At 66.8% G+C, this 20,180-nt stretch carries 17 protein-coding genes; 10 read left to right on the forward strand and 7 right to left on the reverse strand.

Annotated elements, in window-relative coordinates:
- Positions 1–47 precede the first annotated feature (47 nt).
- Positions 48–1,199, forward strand: coding sequence for an FtsZ/tubulin family protein (locus AC6I6X_RS06320; RefSeq protein ID WP_497929676.1), 1,152 nt, complete (start codon positions 48–50; stop codon positions 1,197–1,199).
- A 61-nt stretch (positions 1,200–1,260) separates the two neighbouring features.
- On the opposite strand, the gene AC6I6X_RS06325 is transcribed toward AC6I6X_RS06320, so the two are convergent.
- Positions 1,261–1,674: a methylated-DNA--[protein]-cysteine S-methyltransferase gene (locus AC6I6X_RS06325; RefSeq protein ID WP_497929677.1), complete on the reverse strand. Its 414-nt coding sequence runs from the start codon at positions 1,672–1,674 to the stop codon at positions 1,261–1,263.
- A gap of 111 nt (positions 1,675–1,785) precedes the next feature.
- On the opposite strand from AC6I6X_RS06325, the gene AC6I6X_RS06330 reads away from it, so the two are divergent.
- The 3 genes from AC6I6X_RS06330 (at position 1,786) to pheT (ending at position 7,124) form a co-directional block, all read left to right on the forward strand.
- The gene (locus AC6I6X_RS06330; protein WP_497929678.1) at positions 1,786–3,366 is read left to right on the forward strand and encodes a tryptophan--tRNA ligase; all 1,581 of its coding nucleotides are present in this window, start codon (positions 1,786–1,788) and stop codon (positions 3,364–3,366) included.
- A gap of 519 nt (positions 3,367–3,885) precedes the next feature.
- The gene (pheS, locus tag AC6I6X_RS06335; RefSeq protein WP_497929679.1) at positions 3,886–5,412 is read left to right on the forward strand and encodes a phenylalanine--tRNA ligase subunit alpha; all 1,527 of its coding nucleotides are present in this window, start codon (positions 3,886–3,888) and stop codon (positions 5,410–5,412) included.
- Positions 5,412–7,124 (forward strand): phenylalanine--tRNA ligase subunit beta, encoded by a 1,713-nt coding sequence (pheT, locus tag AC6I6X_RS06340; protein WP_497929680.1) that lies wholly within the window; start codon positions 5,412–5,414, stop codon positions 7,122–7,124. The genes pheS and pheT overlap by 1 nt, the downstream gene beginning before the upstream one ends.
- A gap of 278 nt (positions 7,125–7,402) precedes the next feature.
- On the opposite strand, the gene AC6I6X_RS06345 is transcribed toward pheT, so the two are convergent.
- Positions 7,403–7,600: a hypothetical protein gene (locus tag AC6I6X_RS06345; RefSeq protein ID WP_006674053.1), complete on the reverse strand. Its 198-nt coding sequence runs from the start codon at positions 7,598–7,600 to the stop codon at positions 7,403–7,405.
- Between the two features lie 269 nt (positions 7,601–7,869).
- Between AC6I6X_RS06345 and AC6I6X_RS06350 the strand changes: the two genes are divergently transcribed.
- The 4 genes from AC6I6X_RS06350 to AC6I6X_RS06365 all read left to right on the forward strand — a co-directional run bounded on the left by AC6I6X_RS06350 (position 7,870) and on the right by AC6I6X_RS06365 (position 10,370).
- Positions 7,870–8,178, forward strand: coding sequence for a non-histone chromosomal MC1 family protein (locus tag AC6I6X_RS06350; RefSeq protein ID WP_250138719.1), 309 nt, complete (start codon positions 7,870–7,872; stop codon positions 8,176–8,178).
- A 217-nt stretch (positions 8,179–8,395) separates the two neighbouring features.
- Positions 8,396–9,214 carry a prephenate dehydratase gene (gene pheA, locus AC6I6X_RS06355; RefSeq protein WP_497929681.1) on the forward strand — a complete coding sequence of 273 codons (819 nt, stop codon included), beginning with the start codon at positions 8,396–8,398 and terminating at the stop codon, positions 9,212–9,214.
- A gap of 75 nt (positions 9,215–9,289) precedes the next feature.
- Positions 9,290–9,748, forward strand: a complete 459-nt coding sequence (locus AC6I6X_RS06360; RefSeq protein ID WP_497929682.1) for a peroxiredoxin — start codon at positions 9,290–9,292, stop codon at positions 9,746–9,748.
- 202 nt (positions 9,749–9,950) lie between these two features.
- A complete protein-coding gene (locus tag AC6I6X_RS06365; protein WP_497929683.1) occupies positions 9,951–10,370 on the forward strand; it encodes an Hsp20/alpha crystallin family protein in 420 nt (139 codons plus the stop codon).
- A 27-nt stretch (positions 10,371–10,397) separates the two neighbouring features.
- Here AC6I6X_RS06365 and AC6I6X_RS06370 read toward each other — a convergent pair whose 3' ends face one another.
- Positions 10,398–10,820, reverse strand: a complete 423-nt coding sequence (locus tag AC6I6X_RS06370) for a DUF7522 family protein (protein ID WP_497929684.1) — start codon at positions 10,818–10,820, stop codon at positions 10,398–10,400.
- 245 nt (positions 10,821–11,065) lie between these two features.
- On the opposite strand from AC6I6X_RS06370, the gene leuS reads away from it, so the two are divergent.
- Together leuS and AC6I6X_RS06380 are read left to right on the forward strand one after the other, a co-directional pair.
- Positions 11,066–13,723: a leucine--tRNA ligase gene (leuS, locus tag AC6I6X_RS06375; protein WP_497929685.1), complete on the forward strand. Its 2,658-nt coding sequence runs from the start codon at positions 11,066–11,068 to the stop codon at positions 13,721–13,723.
- Positions 13,724–14,034: 311 nt separating this feature from the next.
- Positions 14,035–14,835, forward strand: coding sequence for a YqjF family protein (locus tag AC6I6X_RS06380; protein WP_497929686.1), 801 nt, complete (start codon positions 14,035–14,037; stop codon positions 14,833–14,835).
- Positions 14,836–14,853: 18 nt separating this feature from the next.
- On the opposite strand, the gene AC6I6X_RS06385 is transcribed toward AC6I6X_RS06380, so the two are convergent.
- The 4 genes from AC6I6X_RS06385 to AC6I6X_RS06400 form a co-directional block, all read right to left on the reverse strand.
- Entirely contained in the window at positions 14,854–15,849 is a 996-nt protein-coding gene (locus tag AC6I6X_RS06385; RefSeq protein ID WP_497929687.1) for an ornithine cyclodeaminase family protein, read from the reverse strand.
- Positions 15,850–16,362: 513 nt separating this feature from the next.
- The gene (gene thsA, locus AC6I6X_RS06390; RefSeq protein WP_497930487.1) at positions 16,363–18,027 is read right to left on the reverse strand and encodes a thermosome subunit alpha; all 1,665 of its coding nucleotides are present in this window, start codon (positions 18,025–18,027) and stop codon (positions 16,363–16,365) included.
- 167 nt (positions 18,028–18,194) lie between these two features.
- Positions 18,195–19,403, reverse strand: coding sequence for an outer membrane protein assembly factor BamB family protein (locus AC6I6X_RS06395; RefSeq protein WP_497929688.1), 1,209 nt, complete (start codon positions 19,401–19,403; stop codon positions 18,195–18,197).
- A gap of 138 nt (positions 19,404–19,541) precedes the next feature.
- Positions 19,542–20,105 carry a KH domain-containing protein gene (locus tag AC6I6X_RS06400; RefSeq protein WP_497929689.1) on the reverse strand — a complete coding sequence of 188 codons (564 nt, stop codon included), beginning with the start codon at positions 20,103–20,105 and terminating at the stop codon, positions 19,542–19,544.
- Between the last annotated feature and the right edge of the window lie 75 nt (positions 20,106–20,180).

Here is a 20,180-nt window from a genome sequence, read left to right on the forward strand (position 1 = left end):
GTCCGGTGAGCGGAATTATAAAAACCCCGACGGACCAGTATCGTCGCATGCAACTCGAGGCGATCGGTGTCGGTGGCGCGGGCTGCCGGATCACCGACGCGATCCAGGCCGCAGAGCCAGCGACGCAGACGTTTCTCACGGACGCCTTCGTGTTCGATACCGACGAGCCGGATCTGCAACGCGGGGTCGTTCCCGAGTCACATCGCCACCAGTACGGACAGGGGACCGGACTCGACGATCCGACCGGGTTCGACGGGAATCTCGAGCGGGGGTTCGAGTTCGGCCCGACGGTCGCCGAGGAACTGCTCGAGGTACTGGAGCGCGGAACGCCGGCGGCGGCCGACGCGTTTCTCGTCACGGTCGGCCTCGGCGGCGTGACGGGTGGGATCACCGCACCCGCGCTCGTCGCGGCACTGCAGCGGCGGTACGACGCGCCGGTGTACGCTCTCGCGACGCTCCCGGCCGATCGGGAGTTCGATCCCGACCCCGCCACGTCCGGAGCGGGATCCCGCGTACGGACGACGACGGGTGCCGAGGGACCACCGCGGCCGAACGCGCCCGCCAACGCGATCCGGACGCTCGAGCGACTGGACGGACTCGCGAACGCGATCGTCCTGTTCGACAACGACGCGTGGCTCCGTCCCGGCGAGACGCTCGCCGACGCCCGCGATCGGTGCAACCGGGAACTGGCACGGCGAATCGCGACCGTCTTCGCCAGCGGCACCGGGGCTGACGGGACGAGATCGCAAACCGTCGTCGATGCGAGCGACATCAACCGGATCGTCGGCAACGAGTCGGACATCGTCACGCTCGGCTACGGGGACCAGGACGTCGAGACCGGCGGCTCGCGGTTCGGTCTCGGACTCCTCTCGTCGGAGGCGGACGTCGAGACGAGCGCGGCGGTCAGCGCCGTCGAGACCGTCGTCCGAAAGGGAATCCGTGGCAAACTCACCCTCGAGTGCGAAGCCGAGAGCGCCGAGCGCGCGTTACTGATCGTCGGCGGTCCGCCCGCGTGGCTCGACCGGCAGGCGATCGCCGAGGGGCGTCGCACGCTCCAGTCGATCGTGGGTGGCAACGGCGTCCTCGGCGGCGATGCGCCGCGACCCGACGGCGAGTCGGTCTTCGCGGCCGTCGTCCTCGCCGACGTCGAACCCGATCGGCTCGAGGCGTTGCGGGCCGCGGCCGGTCGGACGGCGTAATCTCGCGGGCGATCGGGGGAGCCGTCCGTCGAAGACCGCGCGCGATTCGCCGGGCCGGAAGTCACTCGGCCGTTCCGGCGGTCGGTTCGCCCGGAATCGCCGCCCCTTCGTGTTCGAGGAGCCGCCGCTTCAGCGCCAGTCCGCCGCCGTAGCCGGTGAGCGACTCCGCGCCCACGACGCGGTGACAGGGGACGACGACGGGGATCGGGTTCCGACCGCAGGCCTGACCGACCGCGATCGGCGCCGTGTCGAGTTCGGCCGCGATGTCGCCGTAGGTTCGGGTCTCGCCGTGCTGGATTCGGGCCATCGCGCGCATGACGGTTCCCGTGAAGTCGTCGGGGTACTCGATCCCGAGGTCGAACGCGGTGCGCTCGCCGGCCTCGTATTCCCGCAGTTGCTCGCTGACCGTCGCCGGGTCCGCCGTGAGCCGCGACTCGTCGACAGTCAGTTCGGCCCCGAATATGCGAACGCGCATCGGCGCTCACGTTCGCCCCGGACGGACTTAACCGTGCCCCGCGGCGGCCGAAACTCGGCGGCGACGTCGAAGGCGAAGGCTTTTGCGCTCCGGCGCGCCAAAACGCACCTAATGACCGGAGACGACCCACTCGAGGAGTCCGAGTCAGGGGAACCGATGACCGACGGCGGGGCCGCAGGCGCAGACGACGTCGCGCTGGATCCCTGGGGTTCCTCGAGCGTCTCCGACTACCGCAAACTGTTCGAGGAGTTCGGCATCGAGGAGTTCGACGAGGTTCTCGAGGAGGTGCCGAACCCCCACTACCTGATGCGCCGGGGCGTGATCTTCGGCCACCGCGACTACCGGCCGATCGCCGAGGCGCTGCGGAACGACGAACCAGCCGCCGTCCTCTCCGGATTCATGCCCACCGGCGATCCCCACATCGGCCACAAACTCGTCTTCGACGAGATCATCTGGCACCAGCAACAGGGGGCCGACGCCTACGCGCTGATCGCCGACCTGGAGGCCAACTCCGCCCGCGGGATGACCTGGGAGGAGATCGACGAGCACGCGCGGAACTACCTGCTCTCCCTGCTCGCGCTCGGGTTCGACCCCGACGAGGGAGAACTCTACCGCCAGTCGACCAACCGCGAGGTGCAGGACCTCGCGTTCGAACTCGGCGCGGAGGCCAACTTCTCGGAACTCCAGTCGATCTACGGCTTCGACGGCGAGACCGACGTCTCGCACATGCAGTCGGTCGTCACGCAGATGGCCGACATCCTCTACCCGCAACTCGACGAGCCCAAACCCACGGTGATCCCCGTCGGCCCGGACCAGGACCCCCACGTCCGACTGGCTCGCGACCTCGCCGAGCGGATGCGCTTTTTCAAGGTGAGCGAGGCCTACGCGAGCTTCGAACTCGAACCCGAGGAGCGCGCGCTGGTCGCCGACGTCTACGATCGGCTCGATCCCGCCGAGTTCGACGACGACACCCTGCGCTGCGTCCACGTCGCCGAGGCGATCGAGGAGACGCCGCTCGAGGACCTCGCCGTCAGTGCGGACGTCCTGGGGTCGGTCCTGACGAAACTCGAGGAGGCCGGCATGGAGCCGATCCGACCCCGAACCCGCTTCTTCGATCGGCGGGCGACCGACGAGGCGTTCGACGCGCTGATCGACGCGGTCGAGGGGGAGAAGCGCGTCTACGAGAGCCACGTCGACGCATTCGACCTGGACGTCGCCGCGGCGGAGGAACTCGCCCGCGAGGTCGAGGTCGAGAACGGCGGCTACGGCTTCCGGCCCCCGTCGTCGATCTACCACCGGTTCATGACCGGGCTGACGGGCGGGAAAATGTCCTCGTCGATCCCGGCGAGTCACATCTCGTTGCTCGACGATCCCGAGGACGGCTACGACAAAGTCAAAGCCGCGACGACCGGCGGCCGCGAAACCGCCGAAGAGCAACGCGAGAAAGGGGGCCGCGCCGACGAGTGTCCCGTCTACGAACTGTACGCCTACCTGCTGTCCGGCGACGACGACGAGTTCGCAAAGCGCGTCTACGACGAGTGCGTCGGCGGCGAGCGCCTCTGTGGCGACTGCAAGGAACAGGCCGCCCAGCTCATGCGGGAATTCCTCGAGGAACACCAGGAGAAACGCGAGGAGGTCGAAGACCTGCTCGAGGAAACGGACGTCGAACTCGAGTCGCCGCGCCGGCGGTAGCCGGTCCCCGGAGTCGCGGTCCGACGGTGATTCTGCCGCGTTCGACGCATATCGTGACGGTAGCGGCGGAACGTCTCTCCGCGTCGGATCCGCGAGGACGACCGCGATCGATTCAGAGGACGGGAACGGGACGGTCGAGCGGGCACGGGTCTCGAACGGGTCGGCGACCCGACGGATCGAACGGACACCCTGTCACGAACCCGCAAGGTTTTTGTCCCGATCGCGTCATCCATCGCGCATGGCAGCCGAATCCCACGATCCTGCCGGCGTCGTTCGCCAGCCACTGCGACAGCGATCGGGATTCGGCTTCTTCTTCGCCCGGTGATCCGGGCCGGTGGACCCGGCGACGGCCACACCGGCCGTCGGCGGCGAAACCGTCCGCGTCAGTACGGTCGGTGCGGAACCGTCTCGATCGATCGGCCGTCGAGCGTTCGACGGGGCCCGATCGCGAGGCGCGTGCCGGCACCGACCGGAGTCGGAACCGCTAACTGACCCACCCACGGCAATTCAGGTAAGCGAATGCAACTTCCCGAATCACAGGTCGCGGTCGTCGAGGCCGCGAGCGCAGACGAGGCAACGTCCGTCGACGCCCTCGCTGCGGCGACCGAGCTCCCGCCGGAGACCGTCACCGGGGCGGTCTTCGAACTGGAAGACGAGGGACTGGTCGCCGTCGACGAGCGAGCCGACGAAACGATCGCACTGACCGACGAAGGCCGCGACTACGCCGATGCGGCCCTCCCGGAGATCCGGCTGTACGAGGCCGCACTCGAGGCCGGGGCCGACACCGACCCCGTCTCGATGGGACGGGTCATCGGCGCGACCGGACTCGAGGGGCCGCAGGTCGACATCGCGCTCTCGAACTACGCGCGGAAGGGGTACGGCGCGCTCGACAGCGGCGAGATCACGGCCGATCCCGACGCCGATCCGTCGGCTGACGCGGAGGCGAACGCGCTCGACGCGCTCGCCGACGCCGACGACGCGCCGATCGACGCGGTCGACGTGGACGCGGAGACGCTCGACCAGCTAGAGCGGCGCGGCCTGCTCGATCGATCCGAGACGACGGTCCGCGAGGTGACGCTGACCGAACGGGCCATCACCGAACTGATGGCCGGGATCGAGACCGCGGAGACGGTCGGCCAGGTCACCCCGGAACTCCTGACCAGCGGCGAGTGGCAGGACGTGGAGTTCGCCGAGTACAACGTCGAGGCCGACGCCGAGCGGTTCGAGGGCGGCAAGGTACACATCCTGCGCCAGACGGCCGAACGCGTCAAGGACGTCCTCGTTGGCATGGGCTTTCAGGAGATGGAGGGGCCACACGTCGACGCCGACTTCTGGATCAACGACTGCCTGTTCATGCCCCAGGACCACCCCGCGCGAACCCACTGGGACCGGTTCGCGCTCGAACAGCCGACCCACATCGACGAGTTGCCCGCGGACCTCGTCGAGCGCGTCGAGCGCGCACACCGGGAGGGCGTCGGCGAGGACGGAGAGGGGTATCACTCGCCCTGGGACGAGGACTTCGCGCGGGCGCTCGCGCTTCGTGGCCACACGACCTCGCTGTCGACCCGCTACCTCTCGGGCGAGCAGATCGGCGAGATCGAACCGCCAGCCCGGTTCTTCAGCGTCGAGAAGGTCTACCGGAACGACACGCTCGATCCGACCCACCTGCTCGAATTCTTCCAGATCGAGGGGTGGGTGATGGCCGAGGACCTCTCGGTGCGTGACCTGATGGGCACCTTCGAGGAGTTCTACGCCCAGTTCGGCATCGAGGACATCCGGTTCAAGCCCCACTACAACCCCTACACGGAGCCGAGTTTCGAACTGTTCGGCACCCACCCGACGACGGGCGAACTCGTCGAGATCGGCAACTCCGGCATCTTCCGCGAGGAGATGCTCGAACCGCTGGGCGTCGAGTGTGACGTGATGGCGTGGGGACTCGCCCTGGAGCGCCTGCTCATGCTGATGTACGGCTTCGAGGACATCCGCGACATCCACGGCACGCTCTGTGACCTGGAACTGTTGCGGGATACGGAGGTGACCTACTGATGCCAACCGTCGACATCGACCCCGACGAACTGCGCGCGTTGACCGGCCGGGAGGAGAAGAGCGACGACGAACTGAAAGACGACCTGTTCGGCCTCGGACTCGAGTTCGAGGGGCGCACCGAGGACGGCGCGTTCGAACTCGAGTTCGCACCCGATCGGCTCGATCGGCTCTCAGTCGAGGGCGTGGCCCGGTCGATGCGCTACCACTACGGCGATTCTCGAGGCGTCCACGTCCCCTCGACGAATTCGGCGGAGTGGACGATCGAAGTCGACGACTCCGTCCCCGACGAGCGACCGTACGTCACCGGCGCGGTGATCCGGGACGTCGACCTGGACGAGGACGGCCTCGACTCGCTCATCCAGTTGCAGGAGAAACTCCACGCGACCATGGGTCGCAAGCGCGCGAAGGGCGCGATCGGGATCCACGACCTGACGATGCTGAAGGGGGCCGCGGCGTCCGACGGGAACCCGACCATCCGGTACGTCGGCGTCGATCCCGAGGAGGACACGTTCGTCCCGCTCGACGCGGACCGGGAGATGACCCCCGCACAGGTGCTCGAGGAGCACCAGACGGGCCAGACCTACGCCAATCTCGTGAGCGGGTACGATCGCTACCCCGCGATCTACGACGATCTGGGCCTGTTCTCGTTCCCGCCCGTCATCAACGGTCGCCGGACCGAGGTCTCGACCGACTCCCGGGACCTGTTCGTCGAGATGACCGGCACCGACCAGTGGACGATCGACAAGATGCTGACCATCGTCTGCTACGCGCTCGCGGCCCGCGGGGCCACGATCGAGGACGTCGTGGTCGAATACCCTGACCGGGAACTCGTGCGGCCGGACCTCTCGACCAAGACCAAGACCGTCGCCCACGATCGCATCGAGACCATCCTCGGGATCGACCTCGATCCCGACGAGGTGGTCGATCTGGCCGAGCGATCGGGTCTCGAAGCGGAATCGAGCGAGAACGACGAGGGCGACCTCGTCTACGAGGTGACGATCCCGCCGTACCGCGTCGACGTGCTCCACCCGCTGGACGTCATTGACGACCTCGGGCGGGCCTACGGCTTCAACGACCTCGAACCGAAGTACCCCGACGTCGGAACCGTCGGCGGCCGCCACGAGCGATCGCGACTCGAGGACGCCGCTCGCACGCAACTCGTCGGCCTCGGCTTTGAGGACCTGCTGAACTTCCACATGATCAGCGCGGACGAGAACTACGATCGGCTCGAGATTTCGCCCGGCGAGGACGTCTACGGCGCCGGCGAGGCCGCGTCGATCAAAGAGCCCTACAGCGAGGACTACACCATGCTCCGGACGTGGGTGCTCCCCTCCCTGCTAATGGTGCTCGAGAACAACACTCACCGGGCCTATCCGCAGGACCTCGCGGAGATCGGCTTCACCGCCGAAGTCGACGAGAGCGAAAATACGGGGGTCGCCGAGGGGCGACACGTGAGCGCAGTCCTCGCGAGCCACGATGCCGGCTACGAGGACGCCAAGGCCCGCCTGCAGGCGCTCGCCCGCAACTTCGACGTCGATCTCGAGACGCCGCCGATCGAGCACCCGACCTTCATTTCGGGTCGAACGGCGAGCGTTGTCATCGACGGCGAGGACGTGGGGCTCATCGGCGAGGTGCACCCGAAGGTGCTCGTCGAACACGACCTCGAGGTGCCGGTGGCCGCGTTCGAGTTCGATCTGGAAGCGCTGCGCTGAGCGGAGTAGCGTAAGAGAGACTGGGAACACGAAGGCGGTTTTTTCGAGTTCTGACGGTCCCACGGGTGTGATTCAGTTGTACCGCGAGCGAGGAGTGCGCAGCGCGTAGCGCCGCGAAACGGCGAACGGCGTAAGCCGTGAGTCGCCGAGCGAACGGGCTGACGACCGACCCGGAGGAGAGAGGAGTGCTTTTGATCGACCGCTTACCGAGCGACGCGTCGGCGTGCGGCAGCTACACTGCCGTAGCCGGCGCTGAGCGCAGTGGAAAAAGTCGTTCTCTAGAACTCGTGTTCGACCTCTTCCTCGTCGGCCTTCTGGATGATGATCTTGCCGTCTCGGACCCGGACGAAGACCTCGTCGCCGATATCCATGCCCGCGACTGCGAGTTCGTCCTCGTGGAGGTTCAGGTGCACGTTGTGGTAGTTGCCGTCTTCGTCTTTCGCACCGCTTGGACTCAGCTTCTTTTTCCGTACCATCGCGGGATTCTATGACGAACTTCGCCGTAGGATGTACTTAAGTGTTTTCGACGGCGCGACGTTCGTAATCGGTTCACTCGGCCCGATCGATCGGAACGAGTGAAGATGGCGTCCGGCGAGCGGGCAGAAAAGTGAGCGAGACCCCACACTGTCGAGTTACTGCGGATAAGTGGCGGGTCGGATACACTTAAAGATACCGGCGCAGTCGGTCGGTTTTGGGGGATATCTTTATGTCGGACCGTGTGCTGAATTGGCATGGAGGCGAAACCATGGTACGTGAAGACGGTAAACGAAACTTTGCACTGCGCGAGTCGGATGGCGAAGAGTCGAGCGTCTTTTCCGGAAACACGCCACGGCAGGCCGCCCTCAAGGCGGCCCGGCGACTCGACCCCGGATCCAGCGAATCGGACGCCGATCGGGTCGAACTCCGACTCCGGGAGAAAGGGACGGACAAGGTACACATCTACGACGGCTGGGCGTGGGAAGAGACCGCTCCCGACGACAAGCCCGACTGGATGCCGAGCGAGATCACGGAGGCCAACGTCTCGAAGAAAGGAATCGAACACCTGGACGAGTAACGGGCAGTGACGGCGTTTTCTCCCGATCGGTGGCCCTCAGGGACGACTGGCGAGTGAACCGCCGCCGCACAGCGACGGTCGCGCCGAGCGGCGGCTCTCTGCGGACCGCGAACCGCGATCGGCGGATCCGCCCACCGACGAGCGTTACCGGGACCGCGAGGGCGAACAGGTCAGCGACACGACGGGCTTTTGCCCCCGTCCCTGCTACCCGTACTCGATGACTGTAGTCACGCTCGGTCCCGAAGGGACCTACTCACACCGAGCGGCGAGCGCGCTCGCCGACCGGGATGCGATCGAGTTCCGCCAGTCGGTGACCGCGATCGTCGACGCCGTCGCGAGCGAGGACCACGACCGGGGCGTGATCCCGATCGAGAACAGCATCGAGGGAAGCGTCACGGAGAGCCTGGACGCGCTCGCCGAGTACGACGTCGCCGTCGTCAGGGAGATCGTCACCCCGATCCGCCACGCTTTGCTCGCCCAGGGGCCCGGATTCGACACGATCGCCAGCCACTCCCAGGCGCTGGCCCAGTGTCGCTCCTACCTCGAACGGGAGTATCCGGACGTCACGTTAGAAGCCGTCGCCAGCACTGCCCAGGGCGTCGAGTACGCCCGCGAGGACCCCTCCGTAGCCGGGATCGGTCATCCGGCGAACGCGGAGAACGGGACCACCCTCGAGGTGCTGGCCGAAGACATCCAGGACCAGGACTCGAACGCGACCCGCTTTTTCGCGGTCGCACCCGCCGAGGAGCGATCGAAAGGCGGCGGCAAGACCTCGCTGGTCGTCTACCCGAACGCGAACTACCCCGGCCTCCTGCTGGAACTGCTGGAACCGTTCGCCGACCGGGACATCAACCTGACCCGCGTCGAATCGCGACCCAGCGGCCAGCGACTGGGCGACTACGTCTTCCACATCGACATCGAAGCGGGACTGTACGAGGCCCGGACGAACGAGGCGATCGCGGACATCGAGGCGATCGCCGAGAACGGCTGGGTGCGAAAACTCGGCTCGTACGATACCGAACACGTCGTCGAGTGAGACGCGACCACGCGGAGGGGTGCGCGGACGACGACCCACAGAACAGTTTTCCGCGTCCACGCGAGAGGAACGCGTATGGTACTCGAGGAAGGCGCGGCGGCCCCGACCGTGACGGCTCCGAACCAGGACGGCGAGCCGATCGAACTGGCGTTCGAAGCGCCGACGGTGCTGTACTTCTACCCGAAAGACGACACGCCGGGCTGTACGATCGAGGCGAACCAGTTCCAGCGCGAGCGCGAGACCTACCGCGAGGCCGGCGTGGACGTCTACGGCGTCTCGACGGACGACGTCGACTCGCACCGATCGTTTTGCGAGTCCGAAGGACTGGAGTTCGACCTGCTGGCCGATCCCGACGGCGAGGTCGCCGACACGTTCGACGTCGAGCGACGGGACAGCGGCGTGACCGCGCGGACGACGTTCGTCCTCGCCGACGGCGAGGTCCAGGCCGTCTACGAGGGCGTCGACCCCGACGGCCACGCGCGTGACGTACTCCTCGACGCGCTCGACGACGGCCTCGTCACCCTGCCGGAGTGATACGGTCTGCTGTGACGAGTTGCCGGTGCAACCGCGATCCCTGCGGTTGACCGGAACTGACCGCCAGTAGTCCGTCTGAGCCGATCGGGTCGTCCCGTCGAGGCGGGCGCGGCCGAATCGCGACCCGACGATCGATCCGGCCCGTCGTTCTGTTGTCCTATTGCGAGCAGAATTTATCCCACTCGAGAGCGTACGGGGAGGTATGCGAGGAAATCCGTTCGACGAAATCGAGGAGATGCTTGAGCGCGTCAGTCGACAGGTCGAAGAAGGAATGACGAGCGGCGGCCTCCAGGTCCCGGGCTCGGTTCCGGTCGACGTCGCCGATACCGACGAGGAGTACGTCGTGACGGCCGATCTCCCCGGGTACGACACCGACGACATCGACCTGACGCTGTCGGAAGGAACGTTGCGACTCGAGGCGAACCGGGCCGAAGAGGCGGAGTACGCCGAGGGACGATACCTCCGTCGCGAGCGGACGCGCACGTCGGCGAGTCGGCGGATTCGACTGCCCGAACCGGTCGAGGAAGACTCGGTGTCGGCCGGCTACGAGGACGGCGTTCTCACCGTGCGCCTGCCGAAAGTCGGCGGCGGCGAGGGCTCGAAAGCAATCGACATCGAGTGAGCCGTCCGTTCCGATCGGGTGGGATCGCTAGCGATCCGCGAGCAGTCGCTCGATCGCGTGAGCGGCCTCCTCGAACGCGGCGATGTTCATGCTGTCGGCGGTGAGGAGGACGCCGACGTTCCCGACGAGTTTCCTGACCACGAAGCCGTCCTCGTGGAAGCGAACGGTGAACTCGTACTGCCCGATACCCTTCTCGTCGTCCGCGATGGAGAGCGACGAGCGAACGGGTGCCTCGGCGAAGCCGACGAGTTCGAAATCGACGAGCTGCGATTTGACGTCGCGGCTGTCGGTCGGCGAGTCGTAGAGATCCTGGCGAACGTACAGGACGTCGAATTCCGAAGGCGTGAAGTAGACGACCGATCGGAGCGTGTCGCCGAGTCCCGTCCGGATCGTGCTGACGAGGCTGTCGGCGAGATCGTCGGTGACGTCGGTGGTGTAGGAGGAAGTCATGCATGCGAATGGAAGGCCCCGACGATATCAACGGTATCGGTGGGTCCAACGGCGTGATTTGCTCGTCGACACCGCCGATCGACGGTGGCGAGAGTGCGGCGGGAACGGCGGAATCGATCGCCGGCAGGGAAGTGGACGAGCGTCGGAGAAGCGGCCGTTCCGAAGTTCGAGAGCGATCCAGGCGGCGAGAAAGCTTCCAGATAGTAAGCTATAGGGCGCTCTCGGGTCCAACAATAGGTATCCAAATGAGTGACGCGGGATACGACCACGCAGCGGTCGAACGGCGATGGCAGGAAGCGTGGGACGAGGCGAACGTCTACCGGACGCCCGACGACGTCGAGGATCCGACGTACGTCCTCGGGATGTACCCGTACCCGTCGGGCAAACTCCACATGGGCCACGTCCGGAACTACACGATCACGGACGCCTACGCCCGGTTCCGACGAATGCGCGGCGACGAGGTGCTTCACCCGATGGGGTGGGACGCGTTCGGCCTCCCCGCCGAGAACGCGGCCAAGGAGCGCGACACCAACCCGCGAGACTGGACGTTCGACTGCATCGAGACGATGCGCGACCAGATGGACGCGATGGGCTTTGGCTACGACTGGGAGCGCGAGATCACCACCTGCACCCCGGAGTACTACCGGTGGAACCAGTGGCTCTTCTCCCGGTTCCACGACGAGGGGCTTGTCGAGCGCCGGGACGCCGAGGTCAACTGGTGTCCCGAGTGCGAGACCGTCCTCGCCGACGAGCAGGTCGAGGGCGAGGAGGAACTCTGCTGGCGCTGTGACACGCCCGTCGTAACGCGTGAACTCGAGCAGTGGTTCCTGAAGATCACCGAGTACGCCGACGAGTTGCTCGAGGCGATCGACGACCTGGAGGGGTGGCCAAACTCCGTCCGGCAGATGCAGCGCAACTGGATCGGCCGGCAGTACGGGACTGAACTCGAATTCCACGTCGACGGCTACGGAGAGGTCGAGGCCTTCACGACCCGCGTCGACACTATCTACGGCGCAACCTTCTTCGCGCTCGCGCCGGACCACTCGATCAGCGAGGACCTCGCGGCGGAAGACGAGGCGATCCGCCACTTCGTCGAGCACGAGGCCGACCCCGAGGGGGACGAGCCAAACGGGATCGAAACGGACCTGACCGCGACCAACCCCGCGACTGGCGAGGAGATCCCGGTCTTCGTCGCCGACTTCGTCCTCTCGGACGTCGGGACCGGCGCGCTGATGGGCGTCCCCGGCCACGACGATCGGGACCACGCCTTCGCCTCGAAGATGGGCGTCGACATCGAACCGGTCATCGCACCCGAACCCGAGGACTGGGACGGCGAGAGGGCCCCCGACGCGCCGGACGTGAGCGAGGCGGCCTACACCGACGACGGCGTCCTGGTCAACTCCGGCGACTACGCGGGACTGGACAGCGAGACGGCCCGCGATCGACTGACCGAAGACATCGAGAGCGCGTCGAAGGCGAAACAGTACCAGCTTCGCGATTGGGGGATCTCCCGCCAGCGCTACTGGGGAACGCCGATCCCGGTCGTCCACTGTGACGACTGTGGCCCCGTCGTGGTCCCCGAGGAAGACCTGCCGGTCGAACTCCCCGAGTTCATCAACACCACCGGGAACCCGCTGGACGCCGCCGAGGAGTGGAAGCGGACGACGTGTCCGGACTGCGGCGGCGACGCGACCCGCGAGACCGACACGATGGACACCTTCGTCGACTCCTCGTGGTACTTCCTGCGGTACGTCTCGCCCGGCCTGGACGAGGCGCCGTTCGACCTGGAGCGCGCCAACGACTGGATGCCGGTCGACCAGTACGTCGGCGGCATCGAGCACGCCGTGATGCACCTCCTCTATTCGCGGTTCTTCACGAAGGTGCTGGCCGACCACGAGGGCCTGGAGCACCGCGAACCCTTCACGAACCTGCTGGCGCAGGGCATGGTCCAGCTCGAGGGCGAGAAGATGTCCAAGTCCAAGGGCAACGTCGTCTCGCCCCAGCGGATCGTCGAGGAGTACGGCGCTGACACCGCCCGGCTGTTCATGATGCAGGCGGCCCAGCCCGAGCGCGACTTCGACTGGAGCGAGGAGGGCGTCCGATCGACCTACGCCTTCCTCGGCCGGCTGACCGAACTGGTCGAGGACTTCGCGGCGAACGGGGCCGACGGCCCGGACGGCGCCGTCGCCAGCTACGTCGACGCGGAGATCGACGCGACGATCGCGATCGCGACCGACGAGTACGACGACCTGACGTTCAACAAGGCGCTGCGCGAAACCCAGCAGCTGACGCGGACGCTTCGTCAGTACGCCGAGCACGCCGACCCGCACGCCGAGACGTTCGAGCGCGGACTGTCGGCGGTCGTCCGACTGCTGGCTCCCGTCGCGCCCCACGTCGCCGAGGAACTGTACGAGACGCTCGGCCACGACGAGTTCGTCGTCGACGCCGCGTGGCCGACCGCGCAGGTCGATCGCGACCACGTCGAGAAGCGCCGCCGGCTGGTCGAGAACACCCGGGAGGACGTCCGCGACATCGTCGAGGTGGCCGGCATCGACGACCCCAGAGAGATCGAGGTCGTCGTCGCGCCCGAGTGGAAGTACGATGCCCTCGAGGTCGCGATCGAGAGCGACGCCGACAACCTGATCGGCGAACTCATGGGAGAGTCGCACATCCGCGAGCAGGGCGACGCCGCGGCCGACTACGGCCAGGACCTGCAGGCCGAGCGCGAAGCCCTCGAGACGACCCTCGGACCCGACGCGGAGCACGCGGCGCTGGAGTCGGCCGCCTGGCTGCTCGAGCGCGAGTTCGACGCGCCGGTCCGGGTTCGCCGCGCCGACGAGGTCGACGACTCGGTGCTGAAAAACGCCGCACCCGGACGGCCGGCGATCGAGATCGAGGACTGAGACGGCCTGTTGTGATCCGTTCCCGGTGATCGCCGCCCCGGTCGAACGATCACCGGGAGAACGGTACGACGATCCGTATGAGACGGTCGATCGGACCGCGACGCCTCGAGACGGCCGCCGATCGATCGAGACGTCCACCGAAACTGAGACGTGCGATCTCCTGTCCGTCGGTAATTTGTCCCTGAGACCGTCTCGTCCCGCGATCGCACCCGTTCGTCACCGCCCCGAAGAGAGTCATCGGCCGCGACAGTCGTCGTAGTGCTTTATCCCGCTTCCCGTCGTACGACGGAACTCACCCCCGATCGCACGAGATGACTCCCCAACGAACGCGGACGGACCCACTTCGATGGACGTTCTCGGACCGAGATGCGCCGCCGACAGCCCCGCACGTCGTCTCGATGACCTGGCGTGACGGCCTGTTCCTCCACTGGCCGGTCGCGCCCGACGACGTTCGACCGCACGTCCCCGACGAGTTGACTCTCGAAACCAGGGACGGGGAGGCGTGGCTCAGTATCCTTCCCTTCGTGCTCACGAACGTCGGAGTGCGCGGTTCGCCGCCGATCACGCGACTCGCGTTTCCCGAACTCAACGTCAGGACTTACGTCCGGTACCGGGGCGATCCGGGGCTGTACTTCTTCAGTATCGACGTCGGGAGCGCGTTCGTCGCGACGGTCGCCGGCCGCGCAACGAGGCTCCCGGTCCACTACGCGCGGATGCGGGTGAGCGGCGGGGGAACCAACGAGGACGAGGTCGTCTTTTCGAGCGATCGCAACGCGACGCCGACCGACGCGGGGCCGCTGACGGGGGACGGACCGCTAGCCCGCTTTTCGGCGACTTACAGCCCGGACGGCGACAGCTTCACCGCCGAGGAGGGCTCGCTCGAGTACTGGCTCTCGGAACGGCGCCGCTTCTACGTGCCGAGCAACGGCGGCGTGCTGACGGGCGAGATTTCCCACGAACCGTGGCCGCTCCAGCCGGCCGACGTGACGATCCACGAGAACACGATGTTCGCGGCGAACGACCTGCCGATGCCGACCGCCGAACCGCGGGCCTACTTCTGTGACGGCCACCGCATGACCGGGTCGATCCTGCGTCGACTCCGATTGGACTGATCGTGGTCGTCGATCGCGCTACTGGAGGTCGGTCTCGATCATCCCGAACGCGTAGCCGTCGTCGCTCTCCGTCGCGTTCTCGTAGGCGACGTGGGCGGCGGCGACGTCCTGGATCGCGAGCCCGGTCGAGTCGAACACCGTGACACCCGTCTCGTCCGTTCGGCCCTCGAGGTCGCCGACGACCAGCTGGCCGATCTCGCCGTAGATGTCGTCGTCCGACAGGACGCCCTCGCCGTACGGGACGTTGACCTCGCCCGAGTGGGTACACTGCTCGTGGTCGTCGATGACGATCGTCGCCTCGAGCAGGAGGTCGTCCGCGAGTTCGTGTTTCCCCTCGGCGTCGGCGCCGATCGCGTTGACGTGGGTGCGCTCGCCGACGTCCTCGAGACCGACGATCGGGTCCTCGACGGGCGTGACGGTCGAGAGAACGTCGCAGTGGCCGGCCTCCGAGATGGAGCCTGCACGGACGTCGAACCGATCGGCGAAGGTCTCGACGAACCGCTCGATGCGCTCCTCGTCGAGGTCGCTGACGACGACCTCCTCGATCGGCCGCACCTCGCTGATCGCTTCGAGCTGGGTGTACGACTGGACGCCCGCGCCGACGATACCGAGGCTCGTGGCGTCCTCGACGGCGAGGTAGTCGGTGGCGACCGCGGCCGCCGCGCCCGTCCGTTTCATCGTGAGCGCCGTCCCGTCCATGATCGCGAGCGGGAAGGCGGTCTCGGGATCGGAGTAGATCATCGTCCCCAGCACCGTCGGCAGGTCGTGCTTCTCGGGGTTGTCCGGGTGGACGTTGACCCACTTGACGCCAGCGGCGTCCCACTCGCCGGCGTCCAGGTACGACGGCATCGATCGGAAGTCCCCGTTGTACTGGGGGAGGTCGATGTAGGATTTGGGTGGCATCTGCGCGTTGCCGCGTTCGTAGGCCGCGAAGGCTTCCTCGATCGCGGGGACGACGTCCGCCATCCGCGCGTTCTCGTCGACCTCGCCGCTGTCCAGCAGAAGCGTGTTCATGTCGGCGAATATTGCGGGAAGCTACTTAGTTTAATTGAGTTGGCGCTCGGACGGGCGACCCCGTCGCCCGGTCGCGTTCGACCGTTTCGACCGTCTGACGGACGACCGTTTCTCGAAGCAGGAGCGTATCGTGGGTGAACGAAGCTGAAAGAGAGAATATGGGGCCGACTCGAGACGGCGGTCGGGCGGTTCAGACAGCATCACACCTCCCGCGAGGGTCGCAGGCCAGGGCAGGTCGTCAGCCGGAGAACCGTGGCCCGCATCTCGTGTCGGCGAGCGAGCGGTTCGAAGAACCCGAGCGGTGCGCGGTTCGAAGCGAGCGAAGCGAGTGAGAACCGCGGGATTGCGAACGGGGAACGAAGTGACCCGTGAGCGACGCCGTTCGCCGAGCGCTACACGCTCGGGCCGACGACCGATGTGGAGGGACGCCGCGTCCCGGAACGGAGGGAGGAGGCTTTTATACTAAATTTTGCCGAGGGCCGCCTTCGGCGGCCCGCAGAGCAAAATTTAGTGTTACATCATGCCGCCCATGCCACCGCCCATGCCGCCCATGCCGCCGCCCATACCACCGGGGCCGCCGGCGGGCATGTCCTCGTCATCGTCGTCGTCGGAGACCGCGAGGTCGCCGGCGGCGATGACGTCGTCGATGCGAAGCAGCATGACGGCCGCCTCGGTGGCGGACTCGATCGCCTGGGTCTTCACGCGAAGCGGCTCGTAGACGCCCTCGGCGTCCATGTCGATCGTGTCGCCGGTGTAGGCGTCGAGCCCGGCCGCCGAGTCGCCGGCGTCGTGGTCGGCGCGGAGTTCGACGAGCGAGTCGATGGGGTCGAGCCCGGCGTTCTCGGCCAGCGTGCGCGGGATGATCTCGAGCGCGTCCGCGAATGCCTCGACGGCAAGCTGTTCGCGGCCGCCGACGGAGTCGGCGTAGTCGCGCAGGGCCAGCGAGAGGTTGACCTCGGGTGCGCCGCCGCCCGCGAGGACCTTGCCGTCCTCGAGGGTCGTCCGCACCACACCGAGGGAGTCCTCGATCGCGCGATCGACCTCGTCGATGACGTGCTCGGTGCCGCCGCGGAGGATGAGGGTGACGGCCTTGGCGTCGTCAACGTCCTCGACGAAGATGCGCTGGTCGCCGGCGATCTCCTTCTGGGCGACGCTCCCGGCGAAGCCGAGGTCGTCCTCGCTCAGGTCGTCAACGTTCGAGACGGGGCGCGCGCCGGTCGCGCGGGCCAGCTGGGACTGGTCGCTGGACTTGACGCGCCGGACGGCGATGATGCCCTCCTGTGCGAGGTAGTGCTGGGCCATGTCGTCGATGCCGCCGTCGACGAAGACGACGTCCGCACCGGCGTCGACGATCTTGTCGACCATCTCGCGGAGCTGGCGTTCCTCCTGCTCTAGGAACTGCTCGAGCTGGTCGGGGTCGGTGACGTTGACCTCGGCGTCGATCTCGGTCTCCTTGATCTCGAGGTCGCCGTCGACGATCGCCACGTTGGCGTCTTCGGCGAAGTAGGGCATGTTCTCCGAGACGCGCTCCTTGTCGACGATGACGCCCTCGACGAGTTCGGAGTTCTCGATCGAGCCGCCGACGACCTTTTCGACTTTGATGTTGTCGGTGTCGACCTCGCCGTCGTCGGCGACGGACTGGACGGCCTCGACGACGAGTCGGGCGAGCAGGTCGCGGGAACTCTCCGCGCCCTTGCCGGTCATCGCGGTGGCGGCGATCTGTTCGAGGACCTCGTCGTCGTCCTCCTCGACGTCGATCGCGATCTCTTCTAAGGCCTCGGTGGCCTCTTCGGCGGCCTGGCGGTACCCCTGAGCGAGGGTGGTCGCGTGAATGTCCTGGTCGAGGAGGTCCTCGGCCTGGCTGAGGAGTTCGCCGGCGATGACGACGGCGCTCGTCGTGCCGTCACCGACCTCGTCCTCCTGGGTCTCGGCGACCTCGACGATCATGTCGGCCGCGGGGTGGTCGATGTCCATCTCCGAGAGGAGCGTGACGCCGTCGTTCGTGACGACGACGTTGCCCGTCGAGTCGACGAGCATCTTGTCCATCCCCTTCGGACCCAGCGTGGTCCGTACGGACTCGGCGACGGCCTTGCCGGCCTGCACGTTCATCGACTGCGCGTCTTTGCCGGACGTCCGCTGGCTTTCCTCCGAGAGGACGATGAGGGGCTGGTTGCCCATCTGCTGTTGTGCCATAGTCAGCCGAAGGATTGATTGTTATTCTATATAAAAATTCCGGTATCGCACCCCTCAGAGGGGGTGAATCGACCGGGGCTGTGCCGCCGTTCGAAAACGATCGACGGTTATTTAAGAAGAGATTCGTGGCGGCCGGCAGTTCCGACCGGCACCTATCGATCGCTCGCGTCCGTGAGACGCCGGGACAGCAGGTAGGAGATCGTCCCGAGGCCCGCGAGCGCGCCGAGCGCACCCGGTCCCGGGATCCCGTCGGACCCTCCGGAGTCGTCGCTCGGATCGTCGTTCGTCACGGGAAACGCGTCGACCGCGAGGGCGTACAGCGTCTCGTCCCAGCTACCGACGTAGACGATCCCGTTCGCCGTCGTCGGCGGCGATCGAACCGTGTCCCCGGTTGCGAACGTCCACGCCACCTCGCCCGCCTCGGCGTCGATCGCGTACAGGGAGTCGCCGCTGCTCACGATCACGGTGTCGTCGACCAACGCCGGCGCGGTCAGTACGGGGCCGCCGGTGTCGACGGTCCAGCGCACCGTCCCCGCCGTCGCGTCGAGTGCGTAGACGGTGTCGCTGTAGGTTCCGACGTAGACGGTGTCCTCGACGACGGTCGGGGAACCGACCCCGTTGTCAGCGGAGAACGTCCACACCTCGTCGCCGGTTTCGGCCTCGAGGGCGTACAGCGTCTCGTCCGCCGCACCGACGTAGACGACAGCGTCGTTGGTCGCCGGGGTCGTACTGATCGACTCCCCGGTGCCGACGGTCCACACCTCGTCGCCGGTTTCGGCCTCGAGGGCGTAAATCGTCCCGTCGCGGCTCCCGACGTACACGATCCCGTCGGCCACGATCGGCGACCCGCTTACCGAGTCGCCGGTTTCGAACGTCCACTCGTTCTCGCCGTCGTCGGCGTCGATCGCGTGGAGGGCGTCGTCACGGCTGCCGACGTAGACGACGCCGTCGGCCACCGCCGGTGACGACCGGACGGCCAACCCAGTCTCGTAGGACCACCGTTCGTCGCCGCCGTCGGCGTCGATCGCGTACACGGTGCCGTCGTTACAGCCGACGTAGACGGTTCCGTCGACTACCGTCGGGGAGGATCCGTTCATCGTGCCGGTCTCGAACGACCACGTCTCCTCGCCCGATTCGGCGTCGATCGCGTAGATGTGCCCGTCGTTACTCGGTACGTAGACGGTGCCGTCGGCGACGTCCGGGGCGGCCTCGATCACGTCACCGGTGTCGAACGTCCACACCGTGCCGTCGTCGGACGCCTGCGCGACGGTCGGCCTTGCCGTCACTGCACCGCTCCCGACGGCGAACATCCCGCCAGACAGAAGTCTCGAGAGCAATCCTCGTCGATCGAACTGACTCATCGTTCTAGTACGGAACCCATTAGTAGAAAAACACGTTGGTGTCCGTGAACGTTCCCGGGTACGCACGCCCGGACGACACTGAGAGTTCGGAGATCAGGTCGGCCCAGATGGGGAGAACGGCACAGACGGTCTCGCGACTCAGGACGAACCGGACGATCCAGGGAACCGGTGGTACTCCATCCCCCGGTGTTTCATCTCGTTGTGTTTCTCCTCGAGGAAAGAGTAGACCGCGCCGTGTGGTGCCCCGTCCAGCAGCATCTCGGCCGCGCTGCGGACGGCGTCGACCTGCGGCGGCGTCCCGATGATTCCGAGGGTCGTCCCGTAGATGACGACCGACGCTCCGGAGAGTTCCTCCATGAGTTCGCGGGTCCGGCCGCCTTCGCCGATGAGGCGCCCCTTCTGGCGTTTCATGTCGTTCTTGTTGCGCGAGGCCGCGTCGATGTCGACGACGTCGAACAGCATCATGTCGTCCTCGAGCAGTCGGAGTGCTTCTTCGGGCGCGAAGCCGCGACCGATCGCACGGACGATCTCGGGCCCTTTGAGGCCGCGAACGGGATCTCCGACGGTTTCGACGGCGACGGAGCCGTTCTCCGAGTCGATGTCGAGTCGGATCTCGGCCTCCGACTCGATCTCGCGCATCGTCTCGCCGCCCTCGCCGATGAGAACGCCGATGCGGTCCTGCGGAATCTTCACGTGTTGCATATGCCTCAGTATTCGCTCGCCGAGGTTAAGGCCTTGGTCCGCCGGCGACGGGTGTGAGCGGCCCCCATCCCGGAA

It is taken from the genome of Halosolutus sp. YCN4, assembly GCF_059736495.1.

Bases quoted from the DNA above. Each gene is read 5' to 3' on its own strand.
- AC6I6X_RS06320 (WP_497929676.1), top strand. From the start codon at position 48: ATGCAACTCGAGGCGATCGGTGTCGGTGGCGCGGGCTGCCGGATCACC.
- AC6I6X_RS06325 (WP_497929677.1), bottom strand. From the start codon at position 1,674: ATGCGCGTTCGCATATTCGGGGCCGAACTGACTGTCGACGAGTCGCGG.
- AC6I6X_RS06330 (WP_497929678.1), top strand. From the start codon at position 1,786: ATGACCGGAGACGACCCACTCGAGGAGTCCGAGTCAGGGGAACCGATG.
- pheS (WP_497929679.1), top strand. From the start codon at position 3,886: ATGCAACTTCCCGAATCACAGGTCGCGGTCGTCGAGGCCGCGAGCGCA.
- pheT (WP_497929680.1), top strand. From the start codon at position 5,412: ATGCCAACCGTCGACATCGACCCCGACGAACTGCGCGCGTTGACCGGC.
- AC6I6X_RS06345 (WP_006674053.1), bottom strand. From the start codon at position 7,600: ATGGTACGGAAAAAGAAGCTGAGTCCAAGCGGTGCGAAAGACGAAGAC.
- AC6I6X_RS06350 (WP_250138719.1), top strand. From the start codon at position 7,870: ATGGTACGTGAAGACGGTAAACGAAACTTTGCACTGCGCGAGTCGGAT.
- pheA (WP_497929681.1), top strand. From the start codon at position 8,396: ATGACTGTAGTCACGCTCGGTCCCGAAGGGACCTACTCACACCGAGCG.
- AC6I6X_RS06360 (WP_497929682.1), top strand. From the start codon at position 9,290: ATGGTACTCGAGGAAGGCGCGGCGGCCCCGACCGTGACGGCTCCGAAC.
- AC6I6X_RS06365 (WP_497929683.1), top strand. From the start codon at position 9,951: ATGCGAGGAAATCCGTTCGACGAAATCGAGGAGATGCTTGAGCGCGTC.
- AC6I6X_RS06370 (WP_497929684.1), bottom strand. From the start codon at position 10,820: ATGACTTCCTCCTACACCACCGACGTCACCGACGATCTCGCCGACAGC.
- leuS (WP_497929685.1), top strand. From the start codon at position 11,066: ATGAGTGACGCGGGATACGACCACGCAGCGGTCGAACGGCGATGGCAG.
- AC6I6X_RS06380 (WP_497929686.1), top strand. From the start codon at position 14,035: ATGACTCCCCAACGAACGCGGACGGACCCACTTCGATGGACGTTCTCG.
- AC6I6X_RS06385 (WP_497929687.1), bottom strand. From the start codon at position 15,849: ATGAACACGCTTCTGCTGGACAGCGGCGAGGTCGACGAGAACGCGCGG.
- thsA (WP_497930487.1), bottom strand. From the start codon at position 18,027: ATGGGCAACCAGCCCCTCATCGTCCTCTCGGAGGAAAGCCAGCGGACG.
- AC6I6X_RS06395 (WP_497929688.1), bottom strand. From the start codon at position 19,403: ATGAGTCAGTTCGATCGACGAGGATTGCTCTCGAGACTTCTGTCTGGC.
- AC6I6X_RS06400 (WP_497929689.1), bottom strand. From the start codon at position 20,105: ATGCAACACGTGAAGATTCCGCAGGACCGCATCGGCGTTCTCATCGGC.